At 72.5% G+C, this 18,143-nt stretch carries 12 protein-coding genes and 2 pseudogenes; 7 read left to right on the top strand and 7 right to left on the bottom strand.

Features of this window, described 5'->3' with window-relative positions:
• The 3 genes and pseudogenes from VO99_RS21130 to VO99_RS21120 all read left to right on the top strand — a co-directional run.
• A pseudogene (locus VO99_RS21130) lies at nt 1-587 on the top strand (methyl-accepting chemotaxis protein); the annotation flags it as partial.
• A gap of 54 nt (nt 588-641) precedes the next feature.
• Nucleotides 642-2,576 (top strand): methyl-accepting chemotaxis protein, encoded by a 1,935-nt coding sequence (locus tag VO99_RS31890; RefSeq protein WP_046114902.1) that lies wholly within the window; start codon nt 642-644, stop codon nt 2,574-2,576.
• A gap of 136 nt (nt 2,577-2,712) precedes the next feature.
• Entirely contained in the window at nt 2,713-4,080 is a 1,368-nt protein-coding gene (locus tag VO99_RS21120; protein ID WP_375136412.1) for an OpgC domain-containing protein, read from the top strand.
• A gap of 22 nt (nt 4,081-4,102) precedes the next feature.
• Here the strand turns inward: VO99_RS21120 and VO99_RS32010 are convergent.
• Nucleotides 4,103-4,552 (bottom strand): annotated as a pseudogene (locus VO99_RS32010) (GDSL-type esterase/lipase family protein); the annotation flags it as partial.
• Between the two features lie 314 nt (nt 4,553-4,866).
• Nucleotides 4,867-6,207: a YfiM family lipoprotein gene (locus tag VO99_RS21115; protein ID WP_157039684.1), complete on the bottom strand. Its 1,341-nt coding sequence runs from the start codon at nt 6,205-6,207 to the stop codon at nt 4,867-4,869.
• Nucleotides 6,208-6,377: 170 nt separating this feature from the next.
• Here VO99_RS21115 and VO99_RS21110 point away from each other — a divergent pair, with 170 nt between their 5' ends.
• Entirely contained in the window at nt 6,378-6,917 is a 540-nt protein-coding gene (locus tag VO99_RS21110) for a chemotaxis protein CheW (protein ID WP_083440796.1), read from the top strand.
• A 30-nt stretch (nt 6,918-6,947) separates the two neighbouring features.
• Complete coding sequence (locus VO99_RS21105) at nt 6,948-8,495, top strand: methyl-accepting chemotaxis protein (protein ID WP_046114901.1); 1,548 nt, start codon at nt 6,948-6,950, stop codon at nt 8,493-8,495.
• Here VO99_RS21105 and VO99_RS30920 read toward each other — a convergent pair.
• From VO99_RS30920 to VO99_RS21090, 3 genes are all read right to left on the bottom strand, one after another.
• The gene (locus VO99_RS30920; protein WP_046114900.1) at nt 8,470-8,664 is read right to left on the bottom strand and encodes a hypothetical protein; all 195 of its coding nucleotides are present in this window, start codon (nt 8,662-8,664) and stop codon (nt 8,470-8,472) included. The two genes, VO99_RS21105 and VO99_RS30920, sit on opposite strands and share 26 nt — an antisense overlap.
• A gap of 204 nt (nt 8,665-8,868) precedes the next feature.
• Complete coding sequence (locus VO99_RS21095) at nt 8,869-11,412, bottom strand: ABC transporter permease (RefSeq protein WP_046114899.1); 2,544 nt, start codon at nt 11,410-11,412, stop codon at nt 8,869-8,871.
• 65 nt (nt 11,413-11,477) lie between these two features.
• A complete protein-coding gene (locus VO99_RS21090) occupies nt 11,478-12,212 on the bottom strand; it encodes a DUF899 family protein (protein WP_046114898.1) in 735 nt (244 codons plus the stop codon).
• A 149-nt stretch (nt 12,213-12,361) separates the two neighbouring features.
• Here VO99_RS21090 and VO99_RS21085 point away from each other — a divergent pair, with 149 nt between their 5' ends.
• Nucleotides 12,362-13,234: a dioxygenase family protein gene (locus VO99_RS21085; protein WP_046114897.1), complete on the top strand. Its 873-nt coding sequence runs from the start codon at nt 12,362-12,364 to the stop codon at nt 13,232-13,234.
• Here the strand turns inward: VO99_RS21085 and VO99_RS21080 are convergent.
• Both VO99_RS21080 and VO99_RS21075 read right to left on the bottom strand, forming a co-directional pair.
• Nucleotides 13,207-15,849, bottom strand: coding sequence for a diguanylate cyclase domain-containing protein (locus VO99_RS21080; protein ID WP_046114896.1), 2,643 nt, complete (start codon nt 15,847-15,849; stop codon nt 13,207-13,209). The genes VO99_RS21085 and VO99_RS21080 overlap by 28 nt on opposite strands.
• A 113-nt stretch (nt 15,850-15,962) precedes the next feature.
• Nucleotides 15,963-17,084, bottom strand: coding sequence for a BMP family ABC transporter substrate-binding protein (locus VO99_RS21075; protein WP_046114895.1), 1,122 nt, complete (start codon nt 17,082-17,084; stop codon nt 15,963-15,965).
• 113 nt (nt 17,085-17,197) lie between these two features.
• Here VO99_RS21075 and VO99_RS21070 point away from each other — a divergent pair, with 113 nt between their 5' ends.
• Nucleotides 17,198-17,563, top strand: coding sequence for a hypothetical protein (locus VO99_RS21070; RefSeq protein ID WP_046114894.1), 366 nt, complete (start codon nt 17,198-17,200; stop codon nt 17,561-17,563).
• Nucleotides 17,564-18,143: the final 580 nt, after the last annotated feature.

Raw genomic sequence — 18,143 nt, 5'->3', positions numbered from 1 at the left:
AGCGCGTGACCGACATCATCGGCGAGATCACGGCGGCTTCGTCGGAGCAGAGCCAGGGCATCAACCAGGTCAACCGCTCGGTGATCGAGCTCGACCAGATGACGCAGCAGAACGCCGCGCTGGTGGAAGAGTCCGCCGCCGCCGCCGAGAGCCTGAAGGAACAGGCCGCGCGCCTGACGCAGCTCACCGCCTCGTTCACCCTGTCCGGCAGTGCTGCGGCGCCGGTGCAGCCGGTGCGGCCGGTGGTGCACCATGCACCGGCCGCCAGCCCGGCCGCTGCGCCCGCAGCGAAGGCCATCCAGCGCGCCAGCAGCAGCTCGCGCCAGGTGGCCAGCAAGCTGGTGTCGGCCGTCAAGCCGGCGGTCAAGGCCGCGGCCAGCCGCCTGGCCCAGGCCAAGAGCACGGTCGCCGCCAAGGCCACCGCCTCCAAGCCGGCCGCGGTGGCCAAGACCGTCGCAGCGCCCGCCCCCGCCGTGGCCAAGGCCCCTGCGGCCAGCAAGCCGCTGCCCGCCGCCCCGGCCGCCAAGCCGGCGGCGCCGCCCGCCCCGGCCCGTGTCGTCGACGACAACGACTGGGAAACCTTCTGACCTGAGCGGGCTTCGGCCCGCTTTTTTGTTGTACCCCTCCCCGGAGGCTTTGTGATGCCGATCTCCACCTCTTCCGCTGCTGGTTCGCTGGCCCGCCGGCTGTCCGTCATCGGCAGCCTGGGGGTGGGCGCCGTGCTTCTCGCCATCTGCCTGGTCATCGCCGCGGTGACCACCGGCGGCGAGCGCCGCGCCGCCGTCGCCGCCGCCGGCAGCACCGCGCAGTCGATGGCCGCCTTCATCGACGCCTTCGACAAGTCGTCGCGCCAGATGGCGCAGCGCAGCCACGCCGGCTTCCGCGCGGGCTTTCCGGCCACCTTCGAGCTGGGTGCCGGTGCCACGCTGTCGGCCGCCGGCCGGCCGCTGAACGGCCAGTTCGACGAGGTGGACCGCTTCCAGGCGGCCACCGGCGGCGTGGCCACCGTGTTCGCCCGCGACGGCGACGACTTCCGCCGCGTGACCACCTCGCTGCGCAAGGAAAACGGCGACCGCGCGATGGGCACGTTGCTGGGCAAGGCCCATCCGGCCCATGCGAAGCTGACCGACGGCCAGGCCTACAGCGGCCGCGCCACGCTGTTCGGCAAGCCCTACATGACCCACTACGAGCCGGTGCGCGATGGCCAAGGGGCCGTCGTCGGCGCGCTGTTCATCGGCTTCGACCTCAGCAGCTTCCAGTCGGAGATGCTGGCGCTGCTGTCCGCCACGCACCTGCACGACAGCGGCGGCCTGTACGTGATCGATCCGCGCGCCAAGCCGGCCGACGCACTGTTCGTCTTCCATCCGCAGGCCACGGGCAAGAAGGTGCTGGAAGCCCGCCCCGATGCGCAGCCGCTGTTCGAGCGCCTGCCGCAGGCCGAAGGCGGCTGGCTGCCCGATGCGCCGGCCCTGCTGGCGGCCACGCCCGACGCACGCTGGGCGGTGATGCGCCGCAGCGAGAGCACCGGCTGGTGGGTGGTGGCCGAGCTGAGCGAGGCCGAGGCCCTGGCCTCCCACTGGCGAACGGTGACGCTGTATGGCGTGCTGCTGGGCGCGGCTGCGCTGGCCCTGGGCGGCGCGCTGTTCTGGGCGATGCGCCGCTGGGTGGCGCGGCCGCTGCAGCAGGCCGTGGCTGCGGTGGAGACGCTGGCCGCCGGCGACCTCACCCACGCCACCCACAGCAGCCAGCAGGACGAAGTGGGCACGCTGCTGCGCGCGGTGGAAGGCATGCGCCAGCGCTTCCTGGCCATGTTCACCGAGCTGCGCGGCGCAGTGCACTCCATCGAGACCGCCTCGTCCGAGATCGCCACCGGCAACCAGGACCTGAGCCAGCGCACCGAGCACACGGCCAGCAACCTGCAGCAGGCCGCCAGCAGCATGGAGCAGCTCACCGGCACGGTGAAGAACACCGCCGACGCCGCCACCACCGCCAACCAGCTGGCCGGCTCGGCCTCCAGCACCGCCGCACGCGGCGGGCAGGCGGTGTCGCAGGTGGTGTCCACCATGGACGAGATCCACACCAGCTCGAAGAAGATCGCCGACATCATCGGCACCATCGACGGCATCGCCTTCCAGACCAACATCCTGGCGCTGAATGCCGCTGTCGAAGCCGCCCGCGCCGGCGAGCAGGGCCGCGGCTTCGCGGTGGTGGCTTCGGAGGTGCGTGGCCTGGCGCAGCGCAGCGCCGAGGCCGCCAAGGAAATCAAGGGCCTGATCGGCGCCAGCGTGGAGCGGGTGGAAACCGGCTCCCGCCTGGTGCGCGACGCCGGCAGCACCATGGGCGAGATCGTCGCCAGCGTGCAGCGCGTGACCGACATCATCGGCGAGATCACCGTGGCCACCGGCGAGCAGAGCCAGGGCATCGGCCAGGTGAACCACTCGGTGGTGGCGCTCGACCAGATGACGCAGCAGAACGCCGCGCTGGTGGAGCAATCCGCCGCCGCCGCGCAGAGCCTGCGCGAGCAGGCCGCCCGCCTCACGCAGCTGATGCAGGGCTTCCGCCTGCAGCCGGCCTGAGCCGCCCTGCCCGGCCCCGGCGCCGGGTCCACGCGCGCCGCTGTCCCAGCCGGCGACCCGCCCTTGTCCTACAGCGGCGGGGCCCCGGGGCTTGAAGAATCACCGCACCTCATCGGTGATTCAGCAGGAGAAGCACGTGGCAAGTGGCGGGCCCGGCGGCCAGACCGCAAAGCGGCTGTGGGAGCTCGACGCGGTGCGCGGGCTGATGCTGGTGCTGATGACCTTCACGCACCTGCCGACCCGGCTGTCCGATCCCACCGGCCAGCCCTTCGGCTTCGTCTCGGCGGCCGAAGGCTTCGTCATGCTGTCGGCCTTCATGGCCGGCATGGTGTACACGGCGCGCGAGCGGCGCGAAGGCGCGGACGCCATGCGCGGCGCCTTCTTCAAGCGCGCGCTGAAGATCTATGCCTGCCAGATCGCGCTGCTGCTGTTCCTGCTGACGGTGGTGGCGGTGATGGGCATCCTCACCGGGCAGGACGCGATCATCAACCTGATCGGCTTCTACCTCGACCGGCCGCTGGCCGCCTTCTTCAGCGGCCTGCTGCTGATCTATTCGCCGCCGCTGCTGGACATCCTGCCGATCTACATCGTGTTCATGCTGGCCAGCCCGCTGCTGCTGCTGCACGGGCTGCACCGGGGGTGGGGCGGCATCCTGGGCCTGAGCCTGCTGATGTGGCTGGCCGCGCAGTTCGACATCGGCCGCGTGATCTATGAAGGCGTGACCGCCATCGCGCCGATCCCGGTGCCCTACCAGCAGACCGGCTCGTTCGAGATCTGGGGCTGGCAGTTCCTGTGGGTGCTGGGGCTGTGGCTGGGTTGCATGCAGGCCGAGCAGCCGGATGCACCGCCCACGGTGTTCCCGCGCTGGATGGTCAATGCGGCCATCGGCATCGCGGTGGTGGGCTTCGTGTGGCGGCATGCCATCGGCCAGACGCCGTTCCCGGGCCAGCCCTCGCTGGCGCCGCTGTTCGACAAGTGGACGCTGGGCCCGTTGCGCCTGATGAACTTCATGGCGCTGCTGCTGCTGGCGATGCACTTCGCGCCCTGGCTGCGCCGCCACCTGCCGCGGCTGCCGGTGCTGGAAACGCTGGGCCGCGCCTCGCTGCCGGTGTTCTGCGCCCACCTGGTGCTGGCGCTGGTGGCCCTGGCCCTGGCCGGCGACGTGCAGCCGGAGCGGCCCTACTGGGTGGACGCCGCCATCGTGCTGGTGAGCTTCCCGGCGCTGTACCTGGTGGCCTGGGTGAGCGGCGAACTGGACCGCCGCACCGCCGAGAAGCGTGCCGCGCTGAAGAAGCGGCTGAGCCGCAAGCCGCGCCTGGCGGCGGCGGGCGCGGACGCCGGTTCCGGCGCCGGCCCGATGGCCTCGGTCAGCGCGACGCCGCCGACGTCGACACCAGCGTCTTCAGCGACGCCGCCTGCGGCTGCGGAGCCAGCGGCGCCGGGGCCGAGCCTTGCACCGACGCTTGCACCGGCGCGCCCTCGGCCGGCAGCAGATGCGGGTTGATGACGTTGCGCCACAGCGCATAGCCCTCGGCGTTCAGGTGCAGTGAATCGGCCAGGAACAGCTCGCCGCGCGGCTTGCCGCTGTCGTCCAGCATCTTGCTGAACACATCGATGTAGTCGAGGTTGGGCGTGTTGCGCGCATAGGCCGAGATCAGGCCGTTGGTCTCGCGGATGGCGGGCACCAGCGCTGCGCGCAGCGGGCTGGGCTTGATCGACAGGTAGGCGATGCGGGTTTCCGGCAGTGCCGCGCGCACCGCTTCGGTGAACCGGGTGAAGCTCTGCAGCACCTGCTGCGGCGTGCGGCCTTCGGCCAGGTCGTTGTCGCCGGCGTACACCACCACCAGCCGCGGCTTGTAGGGCATCACCAGCGCGTCCACGTACTGCGCGCAGTCCAGCATGCGTGAGCCGCCGAAGCCGCGCTTGAGCACCGGCATGTTGGCGCTGGCGAAGGCATCCTCCAGGCCGCTCCACATCCGGATGGACGAGCTGCCGACGAACAGCACGCCGCCGGTGCGCGGCGCGTTCAGCTTGTCCTGCGCGGCAAAGGCATCGATGCTTTCCTTCCAGCGGGCGTCCACCACGGCGGCCGTGGTGCTGGTGGTGGACTGGGCGCGCACTTGCACGGCCCAGGCCGACATGCCGAGTCCGAGGGCGGTCAACAGAAGCGAGGTCTTGCGCATGGGTGGGGCACTTCGGTGGGTGGACGATGTTGGCGGAGTGGTGCGCTGCCGGTTCGGTTCCAGCCGGTAGCGTGCTGTTGCAACTGCCGGGCCCGCGCCGCCAACCTCTAACGCAGCAGCGGGCTGTCCAGCAGACGTTTTTCTATCTCCGCCAGCATGGCTTCGTAAGCAGGTGAACCCACGCCCCCGTAGCGGCGCCGGAAGACCGGCTCGGGCAGGTATTCGGGCAGGCCGGACACATCCGGCAACAGATCGTCGTCGACGACGCCTTCGGCCAGGCGCTGCTGCAGCTGGCGCGGCTGGCGCATGGCCAGCAGGCCCAGGCGGGTGCCGGCGCGGTCGGCCGCGATGTCGTTGAAGCTGAAGCCGCTGCCCTCCCGCGCGTCCAGCAGTTCCTTGTAAACGCCGATGGCATCGGCCAGCGGCCCGCCGCCCTCGGCCGCCAGCGCCGCCGATACCACCACATGCTGCGGAAAGTCCACCCGCCCGTGCAGCAGCAGCGGGCGCGGCGGACCGGCGCGGTGGCGCTCGCCCGGCGGCAGCCAGGGCTGCAGCGGCCGGCCGGTGGCCAGCAGCGCCAGCGCGCGCAAGGCGGCACGGTTTTCGGCCCCGGCCTGCTCCTCGGTGGCCGAGCGTTCGCCCGCCAGCGTGAACACCGTCTGCAGCAGCTGCGGCAGCGGCCAGGGCGACGCACCGGTGCCGGCGGCGCGGCTGATAGCCAGCGCATAGGCCTGCAGCCGCACCCGCTCCTCAGCCGGCAGCAGCGCAGCGCCCAGGGCCTGCAGGCTGTGCTCGCCCCAGACGTAGCCGATTTCCAGACCACCCGGCGTGAAATGCAGGGTGCGCACCACCTGCAGCAGCTCCAGCGCCGGCAGCGCACCCGGGGCCGCCCGCGGCAGCGTCCATTGCACCAGGGGCACCGCCAGCGCCGGCGGCACCGCCAGGCGGCCCAGCCGCAGGGCAGTCACCTCGGGCAGCCCGGCGGCCGTCGGCTGCCGCAGCCGCAGGTCGACGTTCAGCCAGCCGCCCAGCGACTGCACCAGCGCGGCCGGCAGCAGCCCCGCCGGCACCGGCAGGCTGGCCTGCAGCCCGGCGCTGCCTTCGGCCAGCGCAACGCGCACCGCCGTGCCGGCCGGGCCGCGGGCCACGGCCTGGTCGACCAGCCATTGCAGTTCCGCCTCGTCGAGCTGCACATGGCCGGGCTGGCCGGGCACCAGGCGGCGCGGGTCGTGCGCCCGCAGCAGCAGCCAGCCGCGGCGCAGGTCGAAGCCGGCGGTGGCCGAGGGGCCGCTGACCACGGCCGTGGGCTGCAGCGCCAGCACCACGGCGGCGGCCACCGCGGCGCAGGCCAGCAGCGACAGCATGCCGAAGGCCACCGCCCAGCGGCGCAGTCGGCGGGGGCGCGTTACCGGAAGGGGCTGCGGGACGGGGGCAGGGATCGAGGACATCGGCGCAGTCTGCCATCCAGGCCACCGCGGCCCTCAAGCCACGGGCAAAGCGGCCGAAGCTGCCAGGAGAACCGGTGCGGCCCGCAGGCCGGCCGGACGGACGACGGCTTCAGTGCGCCGAGCGCACGCCGATATCCCAGCAGCGACGCAACCAGACGAAGGACGCCACCATGGACATGATCACCGACGCCACCGAAGTGGCCCGCGCCGAAGCCCAACGCGCGGTTCAGAACGCCAAGGCCCGTGGCGGCGCCCCGGGCGGCGAATACCTCACCTTCCGCCTCGGCGCGGAGGAGTACGGCATCGACATTCTGCGCGTGCAGGAAATCCGCTCCTACGAGCAGCCCACCCGCATCGCCAATGCGCCCAGCTTCATCAAGGGCGTGGTGAACCTGCGCGGCGTGATCGTGCCGATCGTCGACCTGCGCCTGAAGCTGGGATGCGACTCGGCCGACTACAACACCTTCACCGTGGTCATCGTGCTGAACGTGCGTGGCCGCGTGGTGGGCGCGGTGGTGGATTCGGTGTCCGACGTGCTGGAACTGGCGCCCGACACCATCAAGCCGGCCCCCGAGCTGAGCTCCGGCCAGATCGACACCAGCTACATCACCGGCATCGGCAGCGTGTCCGACCGCATGCTGATCCTGATGGACATCGAAGCGCTGATGAGCAGCGCCGAGATGGGCCTGATGGACGCCGCGACGGCCTGAGCCGACTGAACCCGCACCGCCGCCGAAGCCATGCAGTTCACGCTTTCGCAAAAGATCTGGCTGCCCACGGTGGCCCTGGCGGTGCTGGTGGTGGCGATGTCCACCTCCTCGGTGCTGAGGACCCGCAGCCTGCTCGCCGTCGCGGCCGAGCGGGAAGCCACGCAGGAGAAGAAGCTGGAGCTGGCGCTGCGCTGGTCCGGCATGACCGAGGCCAACGCGGCCCGTGTGATGGCCACGCTGGCCAGCACCGAGCCGCAGCTCACCGACACGCTCAAGCCGCAGATCGACGCGGCCAGCGCCCGCATCAGCGAGCTGCAGAAGCAGGTGGACGCACTGGCCACCGATGCCGAGGAAAAGGCCGCGCTGGCCGAAGTGGCCCAGCGCCGGCAGAACTACCTGGACACCCGCAAGCAGGCCCTGGCGCTGCGCAAGGCGGGTGATGCCGCGGGCGCCATGGCGGCCATGGGCAGCAAGGTGCAGCCCGCGGTGGCCGACTACCTGGCTTCGCAGCAGGCCTTCGTGACGCTGCAGCAGCAGCGCGCGGCCGCCGTGCGCGAGGCCACCGGCCGCGAACGCATGAACACCGTGTGGGCCGTCAGCGGGGTGATGGCGCTGATCGTGCTGGCGATGATGGCCAGCACCGCCGCCATCGTGCGCTCCATCCGCCGGCCGCTGGCCGAGGTGGTGGCGCTGACCCGGCGCATCGGCGAAGGCGACCTCGCCCTGCGCATCGACACCACGCGCCGCGACGAGATCGGCGCGGTGCGCCAGGCGCTGGCCGAGATGTGCGGCGCGCTGCGCGGCCTGGTGACCCAGGTGCGCGAGTCCGCCGACAGCCTGGCCACCGCATCGGCCGAGATCGCCTCCGGCAACGAGGACCTGAGCCGGCGCACCGAGCAGACGGCCAGCAGCCTGCAGCAGACGGCTTCGTCGATGCAGCAGCTCACCGGCACGGTGCGCCACAGCACCGAATCGGCCGCCAGCGCCAACCAGCTGGCCGGGTCGGCCGCGCAGGTGGCCCAGCGCGGCGGCGAGGTGGTGTCGCAAGTGATCTCGACGATGGACGAGATCAGCACCAGTTCGCGTCAGATCGCGGACATCACCGGCACCATCGACGGCATCGCCTTCCAGACCAACATCCTGGCGCTGAACGCGGCGGTGGAGGCCGCCCGCGCCGGGGAACAGGGCCGCGGCTTCGCCGTGGTGGCTGGCGAGGTGCGCATGCTGGCGCAGCGCAGCGCCGAGGCGGCGCGCGAGATCAAGCGCCTGATCGGCAGCAGCTCCGAACGGGTGGAAACCGGCGCCCGCCTGGTGCAGGACGCCGGCCGCACGATGGAAGAGGTGGTGGACAGCGTGCGCCGCGTGAGCGCGGTGATCGCCGAGATCACCGCCGTGAGCAGCGAGCAGAGCATGGGCATCGACCAGGTCACCCAGGCGGTCGGTCAGCTCGACGAGATGACGCAGCAAAACGCCGCGCTGGTGGAACAGTCGTCCGCCGCCGCCGAGAACCTGCGCCAGCAGGCCGGCGCGCTCAGCGGCATGGTGGGCACCTTCAAGCTGCAGGGCCAGCCGGCTTAGCCTCGGCCGGTTGTTGTTGCTGCTGCTGTTGCTGCTGGACGAGCAGCACACCGTCCTGCGCCGCATGGCCCTGGGTCGCCAGGCTGTCCACGCCGGCCAGCATGCCCAGCGTGACGACGGCGGCCAGGACGAAGGCGGTGGCTTGGCTGGAGAAACGGGGGCTGTTCATGGTGGGCTCCTGCGGGGTGTGGCGTTGCGATGGAGTGAACTCTAGGCACCGCCCCTCCCCCCGCACAGCGACTTGCGACGAACCGCAGCCCGCGCCGACGAACCGCCACCACGACGCACCAACTGCACCCGCGCGAACCCGGGCGCCCACCCGCGGCCGCCGCCCGGCAGGGGCCCGCGTACCCGCTGGCCCGGGTGCCCACATTCATGCCTGGGCGCGCCGCAACGTCTCCACCACCGGGCGCCGCAGCACCTCGCGCAGGCCCCACCAGCCGGCGGCCAGGGCCAGCAGCGCGCCCGACGCGGTGCCCGCCAGCGGCACCCACCACGGCGCCGACCAGCTGAACTCGAAGGCATAACGCGCCAGCGCCCAGCCCACGCCCATGGCGGCGGTGGACGCCAGCAGGCCGGCCAGCGCGCCCACGCCCAGCAGCTCGGTGCGCTGAACCCGCGCCAGCAGCGTGCGGCCGGCGCCCATGGCCCGCATGATCGCGAACTCTCGCGATCGCGCCTCCCGCGTGGCGGTGATGGCCGCAAACAGCACCACCAGTCCCGCCGCGAGCGTGAAGCCGAACAGGAACTCCACCGCACGGATCACCTGGTCCAGCACGCCCTGCACTTGCGCCAGCGAAGCCGCCACGTTCACGTTGGTGATGTTGGGGAAGTCGCGCGACAGCCGGTTGTCGAAGCCCGGCAGCTCCGGCGCGCGAAAGGCGCTGATGTAGGTGGTGCCCACGCCTTCCATCTGCCCCAGCGGGAACATGACGAAGAAGTTCACCCGCATGGAGGCGAAGTCCAGCTTGCGCAGGCTGGTGATGCGGCCTTCGCGCAGCTGGCCGCCGATGTCGAAGCGCATGCGGTCGCCCAGCTTCAGGCCCAGCGTCTCGGCCAGGCCGCTTTCCACGCTCACCGCGTCGGGCTCGTCCGGCGTCCAGCGGCCGGCGATCACCTGGTTGTGCTCGGGCAGCACGGTGTCGTGGCTGAGGTTGAACTCGCGGTCCACCAGGCGGCGGGCGCGCCCGTCCTCGTAGGCGTCGGGCACCACCGGCTGGCCGTTGATGGCCACCAGGCGGCCGCGGATCATCGGGAACCAGTCGTAGCGCTGCACGCCCGCTTCCTTCAGCACCGCGCGGAAGGGCTCGGCTTGGTCGGGCTGCAGGTTGATGACGAAGCGGTTGGGCGCATCTGGCGGCGTGGCGGCCCGCCAGCTGTCGATGAGGTCGGTGCGCAGCAGCACCAGCAGCGCCAGTGCCAGCAGGCCGACCGACAGCGCCGACACCTGCAGCACCGCGAAGGCCGGCCGCGCCGCGATCTGCCGCGTGGCCAGCACCAGCCAGCGCGGCGCGCGCGACTCGGGCACCGCCCGGCGCAGCACCTGCACCGCCACCCAGGACAGCAAGGCGAACACCACCACCGCGGCGGCGAAGCCGCCCACCGCGATCAGCCCCAGCTTGAGGTCGGACGACACCGCCACCAGCAGCGCGGCAAAGCCCAGCGTGCCGGCGGCCAGCACCAGCAGCGACGAGGCCTTGAGCGCGCCCACGTCGCGCCGGATCACGCGCAGCGGCGGCACCTGCGCCAGCTGCAGCACCGGCGGCAGGCCGAAGCCCAGCAGCAGCGTCAGGCCCACGCCCAGGCCGAACAGCGCCGGCCACAGCCCGGGCGGCGGCAGCTCCGCCTGCACCAGCCCCGCCAGCAGCCAGATGAAGACATGGTGGACCACGAAGCCCAGCAGCACGCCCAGGCCGCTGGCCACCAGCCCGACGAAGCCGAACTCCAGCCCGTACGACAGCGCGATGGAACGCTGCGGCTGGCCCAGCACCCGCAGCATCGCGCAGTCGTCCAGGTGGCGGTTGGCGAAGTCACGCGCGGCGATGGCCACCGCCACCGCCGACAGCAGCGCGGCCAGCAGCGCCACCAGGTTGAGGAACTTCTCGCCGCGGTCCAGCGTGCGCCGCATCTGCGGGCTGCCCGATTCCAGCGACTCCACGTCCACGCCGCGCAGCTGTTCGCTGCCGATGCGGCGCTTGATGTCCGCCACGTAGCGGCCCACCTCGGCCAGGCTGGCCCCGGGCGCAGCCACCGCCAGCCGGTAGGTCACGCGGCTGGCGGGCTGGATGAGGCCAGTGGCCGGCAGGTCGGACAACGCCAGCATCACCCGCGGCGCGAAGCTGATGAAGCCGGCGCCGCGGTCGGGCTCGATGGTGATGACGCGGTCGATGCGCAGCGAGGCATCGCCCAGCAGCAGCGGGTCGCCCACCTTCAGGCCGAGAGATTCCAGCACCGCGGCGTCCACCCACACGCTGCCGGCCGGCGGGCCGTTGTTCACGGCCTGCTCCTCGGCCTCGGGGCCGGCCTTGACCCGCATGCGGCCGCGCAGCGGATAGCTGTCGTCCACCGCCTTGACGCCGACCAGCCGGCTGGCACCGCCCAGCTCGTCCGGCGCCCGGCCCATGCTGGGAAACACCGCGCTGCGGCTGGTGCGCAGGCCGCGCGCGGCGGCCTCCTCCACCAGCGTCGTGGGCGTGGGCCGGTCGCTGGCCACCACCGCATCACCGCCCAGCAGCTGCGCGGCATCACGTTCCAGCCCGGTGTTCAGCCGGTTGGCAAAGAAGCCCACCGCGGTGAGCGCCGCCACCGCCAGCATCACCGCCACGATAAGCAGGCGCAGCTCGCCGGCCCGGAAATCGCGCAGCGTCTGCCGCCAGGCCAGGCGCCACGCGGAAGGAGAAAGGGAGGTCGCAGTCATGGGCTGCACGGTAGCAGGATGGGCTGCCGCCCGCGCCGCCCGGGGTTTGCAGGCGGGCGGTCGCGTCAGCCGCAGCAACCGCCGGCCGCGCGGCCGTAGTGCAGCTGCGGATACCAGTCGGTGCCGCGGCCCTCGGGCGTCAGGTCCAGCAGGTTCCACAGCGGCATGAAGTCAGGCGCGCCGCGCGGGTCCTGCCCGGGATCGGCGGTCTCGAAGCCCATCTCGTCGCCGCAGAAGTGGCGGATGCCGTCGTCCGTGCGCACGAAGACGTTGAAGCCGGCGTGGTCGTCGCTGCCCTCCGGGTCTTCGTCGACATAGTCGCGGTTGAAGCTGTTGCCGCCCGAGGAGACCACCGGCAGGTGCTGCCAGCCGCGCTCCCGCTTGAAGGCCAGCAGCCGCGGCAGCGGCGAGCGGGCGATGGCCACGAAGGCCACGCGCTGCAGCAGGTCGGGCACCTCGCCGTCCAGCGCGGCCAGCATGGAGGTGCACATGGGGCACGAAGCCTCGCGCCGCGGGCCGAACATCCAGTTGTAGGTGATCAGCGTGCGGTGCGGGCCGAACAGGCCTGACAGCGTGACCGGGCCCTGCTCGCCCTCGAACACATAGTCCTGCGGCACCAGGCCGCCCGGCGGCAGCGCGCGGCGCAGCGCGGCCACCCGCTCGATGTGGCGGCGCAGCTCGATCTCCTCGGCCAGCAGCGCGGTGCGGGCGCGGCGGTAGTCGGCGCTTTCGCCGGGAAAGCGTCGCGGCTGGCGCGCGGCCAGTTCGGCGGCGGGCGTGAGCGGGTGCGGGTCGGCCATGGCGGGGCTCCGTGGGATGTCGGTCTGCCACGACGATCCGCCCTGGCGCTTTTCGACAACCGGGGGCGTCGACGCGCCCTCAGCCCGCTGCAACGCGGCGTGCAAAGCCGCAGAACCGTGGCCACGCCTGGCGCTGGTGCAATGCCGGCATGACCTCCACCACCCCACCGCTGCCCTCGTTGTTCCTGTCCCACGGCTCGCCGATGACGGCGCTGGAGCCGGGCGAGGCCGGCGCGTTCTGGCAGCGGCTGGGCCCGGCACTGGATGCCGCCTTCGGCCGCCCGCGGGCCATCCTGGCCATCTCCGCCCATTCGCTGACCCGGGAGCCGGTGCTGCTGGCCGCGCCGCGCCATGAGGCGGTGCACGACTTCGGCGGCTTTCCGTCGGCGCTCTACCAGCTGCGCTACGACACGCCCGGCGCGCCCGAGCTGGCGCAGCAGGCGCAGGCGCTGCTGGCGCAGGCCGGCATCCCGGCCCACCGGCTGGCGCAGGGCGGGCTGGACCATGGCATCTGGACGCCGCTGCGCTGGATGTTTCCGCAGGCCGACGTGCCGGTGCTGCCGCTGGCCTACGTGCCCACGCACAGCCCGGCCGAGCAATTCGCGCTGGGCCAGGCGCTGGCGCCGCTGGCGGCCGAAGGCGTGCTGGTGCTGGGCACCGGCAGCATCACCCACAACCTGCGCCTGCTGGGCCGGCTGCACGGCACGCCCCGCAGCGGCGATGCCGAGCTGCCGGAAAGCGCCGCCTTCCGCGGCTGGATGCATGAACGCGCCACCGCGCGGGACTGGCCTGCGCTGTTCGACTACCGCGCGCAGGCGCCGCATGCGGCGCTGATGCATCCCACCGACGAGCACCTGCTGCCCTGGCATGCGGCCGCCGGCGCGGGCGGGCGGCAGGCGGTGCCGCTGCGGCTGCACGCGTCGGTCACCTTCGGCGCGCTGGGCATGGACGCCTATGCCTTCGGCCCCGGGGCCGCGCGGCTGGCGGCGCAGCTTCAGGCGCCCACGGCCTCGGCCATGTGACGGCTGCCGCCGGCGCGCTTGGCCCGGTACAGCAGCATGTCCGCCTGGGCGATGAGCGTGGCGGCGTCGGGCATCGGCCCTTCGGCCGCGCTGGCCACGGCCACGCCCACGCTGGCGCCCACCTGCACGAAGGTGCCGTCCAGGTCGAACGGGCAGGAGGCCGCCTGCACCACCTTGGCCGCCACGCGGTCGGCATTGGCGCGCTCGCGCAGGTGGGTCAGCAGGATGGCGAATTCGTCGCCGCCCAGCCGGGCCACGGTGTCGGTGGGCCGCACGATGGCCAGCATGCGCTGGGCGAACTGCCGCAGCAGCGCATCCCCGGCCGGGTGGCCGTGCTGGTCGTTCACCGGCTTGAAATGGTCGAGGTCGATGTAGAGCAGCGCCAGGTGGCCGCTGCGCGCCTCCTGCAGCAGCTGGTCCAGCCGCTGCTGCAGGCCGGCGCGGTTGAGCACGCCGGTCAGCGGATCGGTGCGTGACAGCGCCTCCAGCCGCGCCTCCTGCTCCTTGCGGTCGCTGATGTCGTAGGCCACGCCCACGTAGCCGTCCAGCGTGTGGTCGTCCAGCCGCAGCGGCACCAGGTTCACCATCAGGTGGCGCGGGCCCAGGGCGGTGCACAGGCCTTCGCCGGTCTCGTAGCGCACGGTGTCGCCGGCCAGCACCCGGGCCACCCAGGCCTGTTGCAGCAGGTGGCCGTCGGTGCCCAGCACCTCCTGCACCGTGCGGCCGGTGACACTGCCGCGCGCCAGGCCGTGCCAGCGCTCGAAGCTGCTGTTGACGAATCGGAAGCGGCCGTCCGCGCCCACCGCCAGCATGATGGCCGGGATGGCCTCGGTCATCGAGCGCAGCGTCGCGGCCTGGCGGCGCTGCTCCTGCTCGGCCTGGCGCTCGGCCGACACGTCGCGCATCACCGCCGAGAAGTGCCGGATGCGGCCGTCCGCGCCGTGGTGGGCCAGCACCATGTGGCTGATCGGGCGCTCCTGCCCCTGGCCGTCCAGCAGCACGAAATCGCCCACCCACACGCCGCGCTGCAGCACCGCGGGCAGCACCTCCTTGCGGAAGCGCTCGTGGGCCCAGGCGGGATGGAAGTCCGAGGCCTGGCGCTCGCCGAGCGGCTCGTTCAGGCCGATGCCGGCCGCGCGGCGGGCGGCCGGGTTCATGTAGGTGATGCGGCCATCGGGCAGCGCCTGCACCACGAAGTCGGTGGTGGCGTCGAAGATGGCATTGACCGCCATCAGCTTCTCCTCGGCGGCGGTGCGTTCGGTCACGTCCTCCACCGTGCCCACGAAACCTTCCAGCCGGCCGTCCACCACCAGCGGCGCGCAGCGCACGGCCAGCGTGGCCGTGCTGGTGCCGCGGGCGCCGCCGCCGCGCTGCAGCCGCCGCACGCTGCTGAAGCCATGGCCGTGCACCACCGCGTCATGCCAGGACTGCAGCGCCGCCTCGCGCTGCTCGGCCGGCATCAGCATCGCGCGGCCGGCGCGCACCTCTTCCAGCGTCACGCCATGCATGCGCAGGTAGGCATCGTTGACGTAGCTCAGCCGGCCGTCGATGCCGGCGCGGAACAGCCCCAGCGGCGATGCATCGCTCACCGCGGCCAGCTCGGCCTCGCGCTGGCGGGCATCCCGCGCCAGCGCCTCGAACTCCCGCGCCAGCTCGCCGCGCTCGTCGGGCAGCGAGGTGCGCAGGCGCAGCGGCTGGCCGGGCGAGGCGCGCCAGCTGCGCATGGCCTGGTGCAGCGCCGTCAGCGGCCGCAGCAGCCGGCGCATGGCCAGCCAGCCAATCAGCGCGCTGGCGCCGCCCAGCAGCGTGAGCTGCAGCAGCAGCCGCTGCTGCGCGGCATGGATCGGCGCCTCCACCTCCGCCGCCGGCAGCACCACCCGCAGTGCCCAGTCGGCACGGCGCACCGGCTTGGTGGTCACCAGGTCGCCCGGATGTCCGGCGGCGCTGGCCGGCTTGAGCAGGCGGCTGCGGTCGGGGTGGGCGATGTAGACCGGGTCGGCGCCCTGCGTCACCACCTCGTAGTGGCCGCCGCGGCCCACCGGCAGCGAGCCCAGGCGGCCCAGCAGGTTGTCGCGCTCGATCTCGATGCCGCCGCCCAGCACCCCCAGCAGCCGGCCGTCGCTGGCGCGCAGCGGCACCGCCATCACCACGGCGGCGCGGTGGCGGGCGCGCGCGATCATCGGTGCCGACAGGCTGACCGCCCGGCCCGCCAGCACCGCCTGGAAGTAGTCGCGGTCGGCCAGGTTGATCGGCTTGTCGTCCGGCCGCGGCGGCTCGGTCATCAGCAGCTGGCCGTCCGGCAGCACCACGAAGGCGCCGGTGAACAGCGCCCGCACGCCGGTGGCGCGCGCCAGGGCGCGACGCAGCTGCGCGGTGTCGGCCAGCACGGTGGCGTCGATGGCGGTAGCGCCCTGCTCGAGCACCGCGGCGTGCATCTCCAGCTTGTCGCCCAGGCTCTCGGCCATGGAAGCGCCCAGGGCGTCCTGCTGCGTTTGCAGCACCGCCCGGACATCACGCGCGATGTGGTGATGCTGGAAGCTGCCCACCAGCCCGATGAGCACGACGACCACCGCGGCGCCGATCCAGGCCGCCTTGATCTCCAGCTTCACCTTCACGCAGCCCCCTCCGAGTCGCAAGAGGGCGCATTATCAAAAGCATCACTTCGCATGAACCCGCAAATACGCATGCTGCAGGCCGCCAATCCTGCATCAATGCGCCTTGAAGATCGTCAGCGGCCCGGCACGCTGCCCACGACGCCTTCCACGAACCAGTCCATGGAGGCGATGGCTTCGTCCGGCAGCGGGCCAGAAGCATGGCGCACGCGCCCGGCTTGGTCCTTCAGCGGGCCGTCGAACGGCGTGCTGCGGCCGGCTACCAGCGCCTGTTGCCGCTCGGCGACCGCGCTGCGCACCAGGGCCGGCAGGGCCGGATCCACGGCCGACAGCGCCACCATGCCGTCGCGCAGACCGCCCCAGGTGGCGGTGGACTGCCATTGGCCCTGCAGCACGGCCTGGGTGCGGCGCAGGTAATAGCCGCTCCAGTCGGCGGTGATGGCCGCCAGCTGCGCCTTGGGCGCGAAGGCGCGCATGTCGCTCTGGTAGGCCACCAGGCGCACGCCCTTCTCCTCGGCCAGTTGCGGCACGGCCGGCGAGCCGCTGTGGTTGGTGAGCACGTCGGCACCGGCATTCACCAGGGACAGGGCGGCCTCGCGTTCCTTGGGCGGATCGAACCAAGTGTTGAGCCACACCACGCGCACCGTGGCCTGCGGATTGGCCGCCCGCATGCCCAGCGTGAAGGCATTGATGCCCTGCACCACCTCGGGTACCGGAAAGCCGGCCACGAAGCCGGCCACGCCTGTCCGGCTGCTGCGCCCGGCCAGGTAGCCGGCCAGCCAGCGGCCTTCGTAGAAGCGGGCGTTGTAGGTGGCCAGGTTGGCGGCGCGCTTGTAGCCGCCGGCATGCTCGAAGCGCACGGCGGGATGGTCGGCGGCGACCCGCAAGGCCGGATCCAGGTAGCCGAAGCTGGTGGCGAACACCAGCTGGTGGCCCTGGGCGGCCAGGTCGCGCATCACGCGCTCCGCATCGGCACCCTCGGCCACCGATTCCACCACCGTGGTCTGCACCTTCGGGCCCAGCGTGCGCTGCAGCGCCTGGCGGCCCAGCTCATGCTGGTAGGTCCAGCCGGCGCTGCCGATGGGGGTAACGTAGACGAAGCCGACCTTCAGGGGCGCAGGCTGGGCCACGGCGGGCGGCGCTGGCGCCAGCACCAGCAGGCTGGCGGGCAGCAGGAGTTGCGCGACGATGCGCGGCAGCGCCGGGCGCCGCAGCGCCCGAGCGAGGTTTTTGAACATGGTTGTCCTCGACATGGCCACAAAATGGAAAGGCCAGCGCGGCGGTGGCACGCCGTGCTGGCCTGGAACACCCTGATTCTAGGCAACGCTGCCAACACCTTCGAACCGACAACATGCTGACCGCCATCTGGATCATTGCTGCCGTACTGCTGGCCCTGTGGTCGCTTTCCGCCTGGGGACTGCACGCACTGCTGGTGAACGGCGCCGGCTGGGCCACCGACGTGCGGCCGCTGATCGACGACATCCCGTACGGCGAGGTGATCGAACGCTGGATTCCCGGCTGGCGCCAGATGCTGTCGCTGGCGCTGGACTTCGCGCAGACCGCGCTCACCTGGGTAGGCGACAGCGCCACGCTGGTGGCCTGGCTGGTATGGAGTGCCGGCGCACTGATGCTGGCCGGCACGGCCGGGGTGCTGAGCCTGATCGTGGTGCTGCTGCGGCCGAAGGCGGAAGCGGGTTCGGCCGGCGTGAGGCGTTAGGCGCCGTCCTGACGCAGCGGCCATGTCCGCGGTTTCGTTGCCCCGGTTTCTGTTCTTGTTCGGCCGCCGCGCGGCGGCGTTGGCCATAGGTGCTGTTCTTGTTCGGCCGCCACGCGGGGGGCGGTGCCCGGCGGGGCTCATGCTGGGGTGGTCGGCCGCTGCGCGGCCGACTTCTCTGCGGTGCTCGCGCCGAGGTCGCGCGGCCCAACTCGCTCTCGTTCGCTTCGCTCACTGCCGCTCAAACAGTCGGCCGCGAGTCAGTTCACGAAGCGCGCTGCGCGCGCCGACCTCGGCACTGCGCTCCTCGCCACCCCACAAATCGCCCCACCGGGCACCGCCCCCCGCGCGGCTCCGCTCTGCTGTGTGGAAAGCTGCTGCAACCGCCTCGTTGGCTTGGCATGCAGCGCCGTGCCACGGTCACCGGCGCCAGCGCCAGCGCCAGCGCCAGCGCCAGCGCCACCGCAGCATCGTCGTCGCAAACCGCGGCGCCGTGCCAAGGCACCTCTAAGCGCAGCACCACCGCTCCGCCATTTGCGCAGGGCCGTGCGGGCCGGCCCGGGGGCGCATGTGGAGCGCCGAG

This window comes from Aquincola tertiaricarbonis, assembly GCF_000969605.1.
GTDB lineage: Bacteria > Pseudomonadota > Gammaproteobacteria > Burkholderiales > Burkholderiaceae_C > Aquincola > Aquincola tertiaricarbonis.
The sequence above is the reverse complement of the archived record's forward strand: the minus strand, read 5'-3'. Positions and strand labels throughout refer to the sequence as shown.

Bases quoted from the DNA above. Each gene is read 5' to 3' on its own strand.
- VO99_RS31890 (WP_046114902.1), top strand. From the start codon at position 642: ATGCCGATCTCCACCTCTTCCGCTGCTGGTTCGCTGGCCCGCCGGCTG.
- VO99_RS21110 (WP_083440796.1), top strand. From the start codon at position 6,378: ATGGACATGATCACCGACGCCACCGAAGTGGCCCGCGCCGAAGCCCAA.
- VO99_RS21075 (WP_046114895.1), bottom strand. From the start codon at position 17,084: ATGTTCAAAAACCTCGCTCGGGCGCTGCGGCGCCCGGCGCTGCCGCGC.
- VO99_RS21070 (WP_046114894.1), top strand. From the start codon at position 17,198: ATGCTGACCGCCATCTGGATCATTGCTGCCGTACTGCTGGCCCTGTGG.
- VO99_RS21090 (WP_046114898.1), bottom strand. From the start codon at position 12,212: ATGGCCGACCCGCACCCGCTCACGCCCGCCGCCGAACTGGCCGCGCGC.
- VO99_RS21105 (WP_046114901.1), top strand. From the start codon at position 6,948: ATGCAGTTCACGCTTTCGCAAAAGATCTGGCTGCCCACGGTGGCCCTG.
- VO99_RS21085 (WP_046114897.1), top strand. From the start codon at position 12,362: ATGACCTCCACCACCCCACCGCTGCCCTCGTTGTTCCTGTCCCACGGC.
- VO99_RS21115 (WP_157039684.1), bottom strand. From the start codon at position 6,207: ATGTCCTCGATCCCTGCCCCCGTCCCGCAGCCCCTTCCGGTAACGCGC.
- VO99_RS30920 (WP_046114900.1), bottom strand. From the start codon at position 8,664: ATGAACAGCCCCCGTTTCTCCAGCCAAGCCACCGCCTTCGTCCTGGCC.
- VO99_RS21095 (WP_046114899.1), bottom strand. From the start codon at position 11,412: ATGACTGCGACCTCCCTTTCTCCTTCCGCGTGGCGCCTGGCCTGGCGG.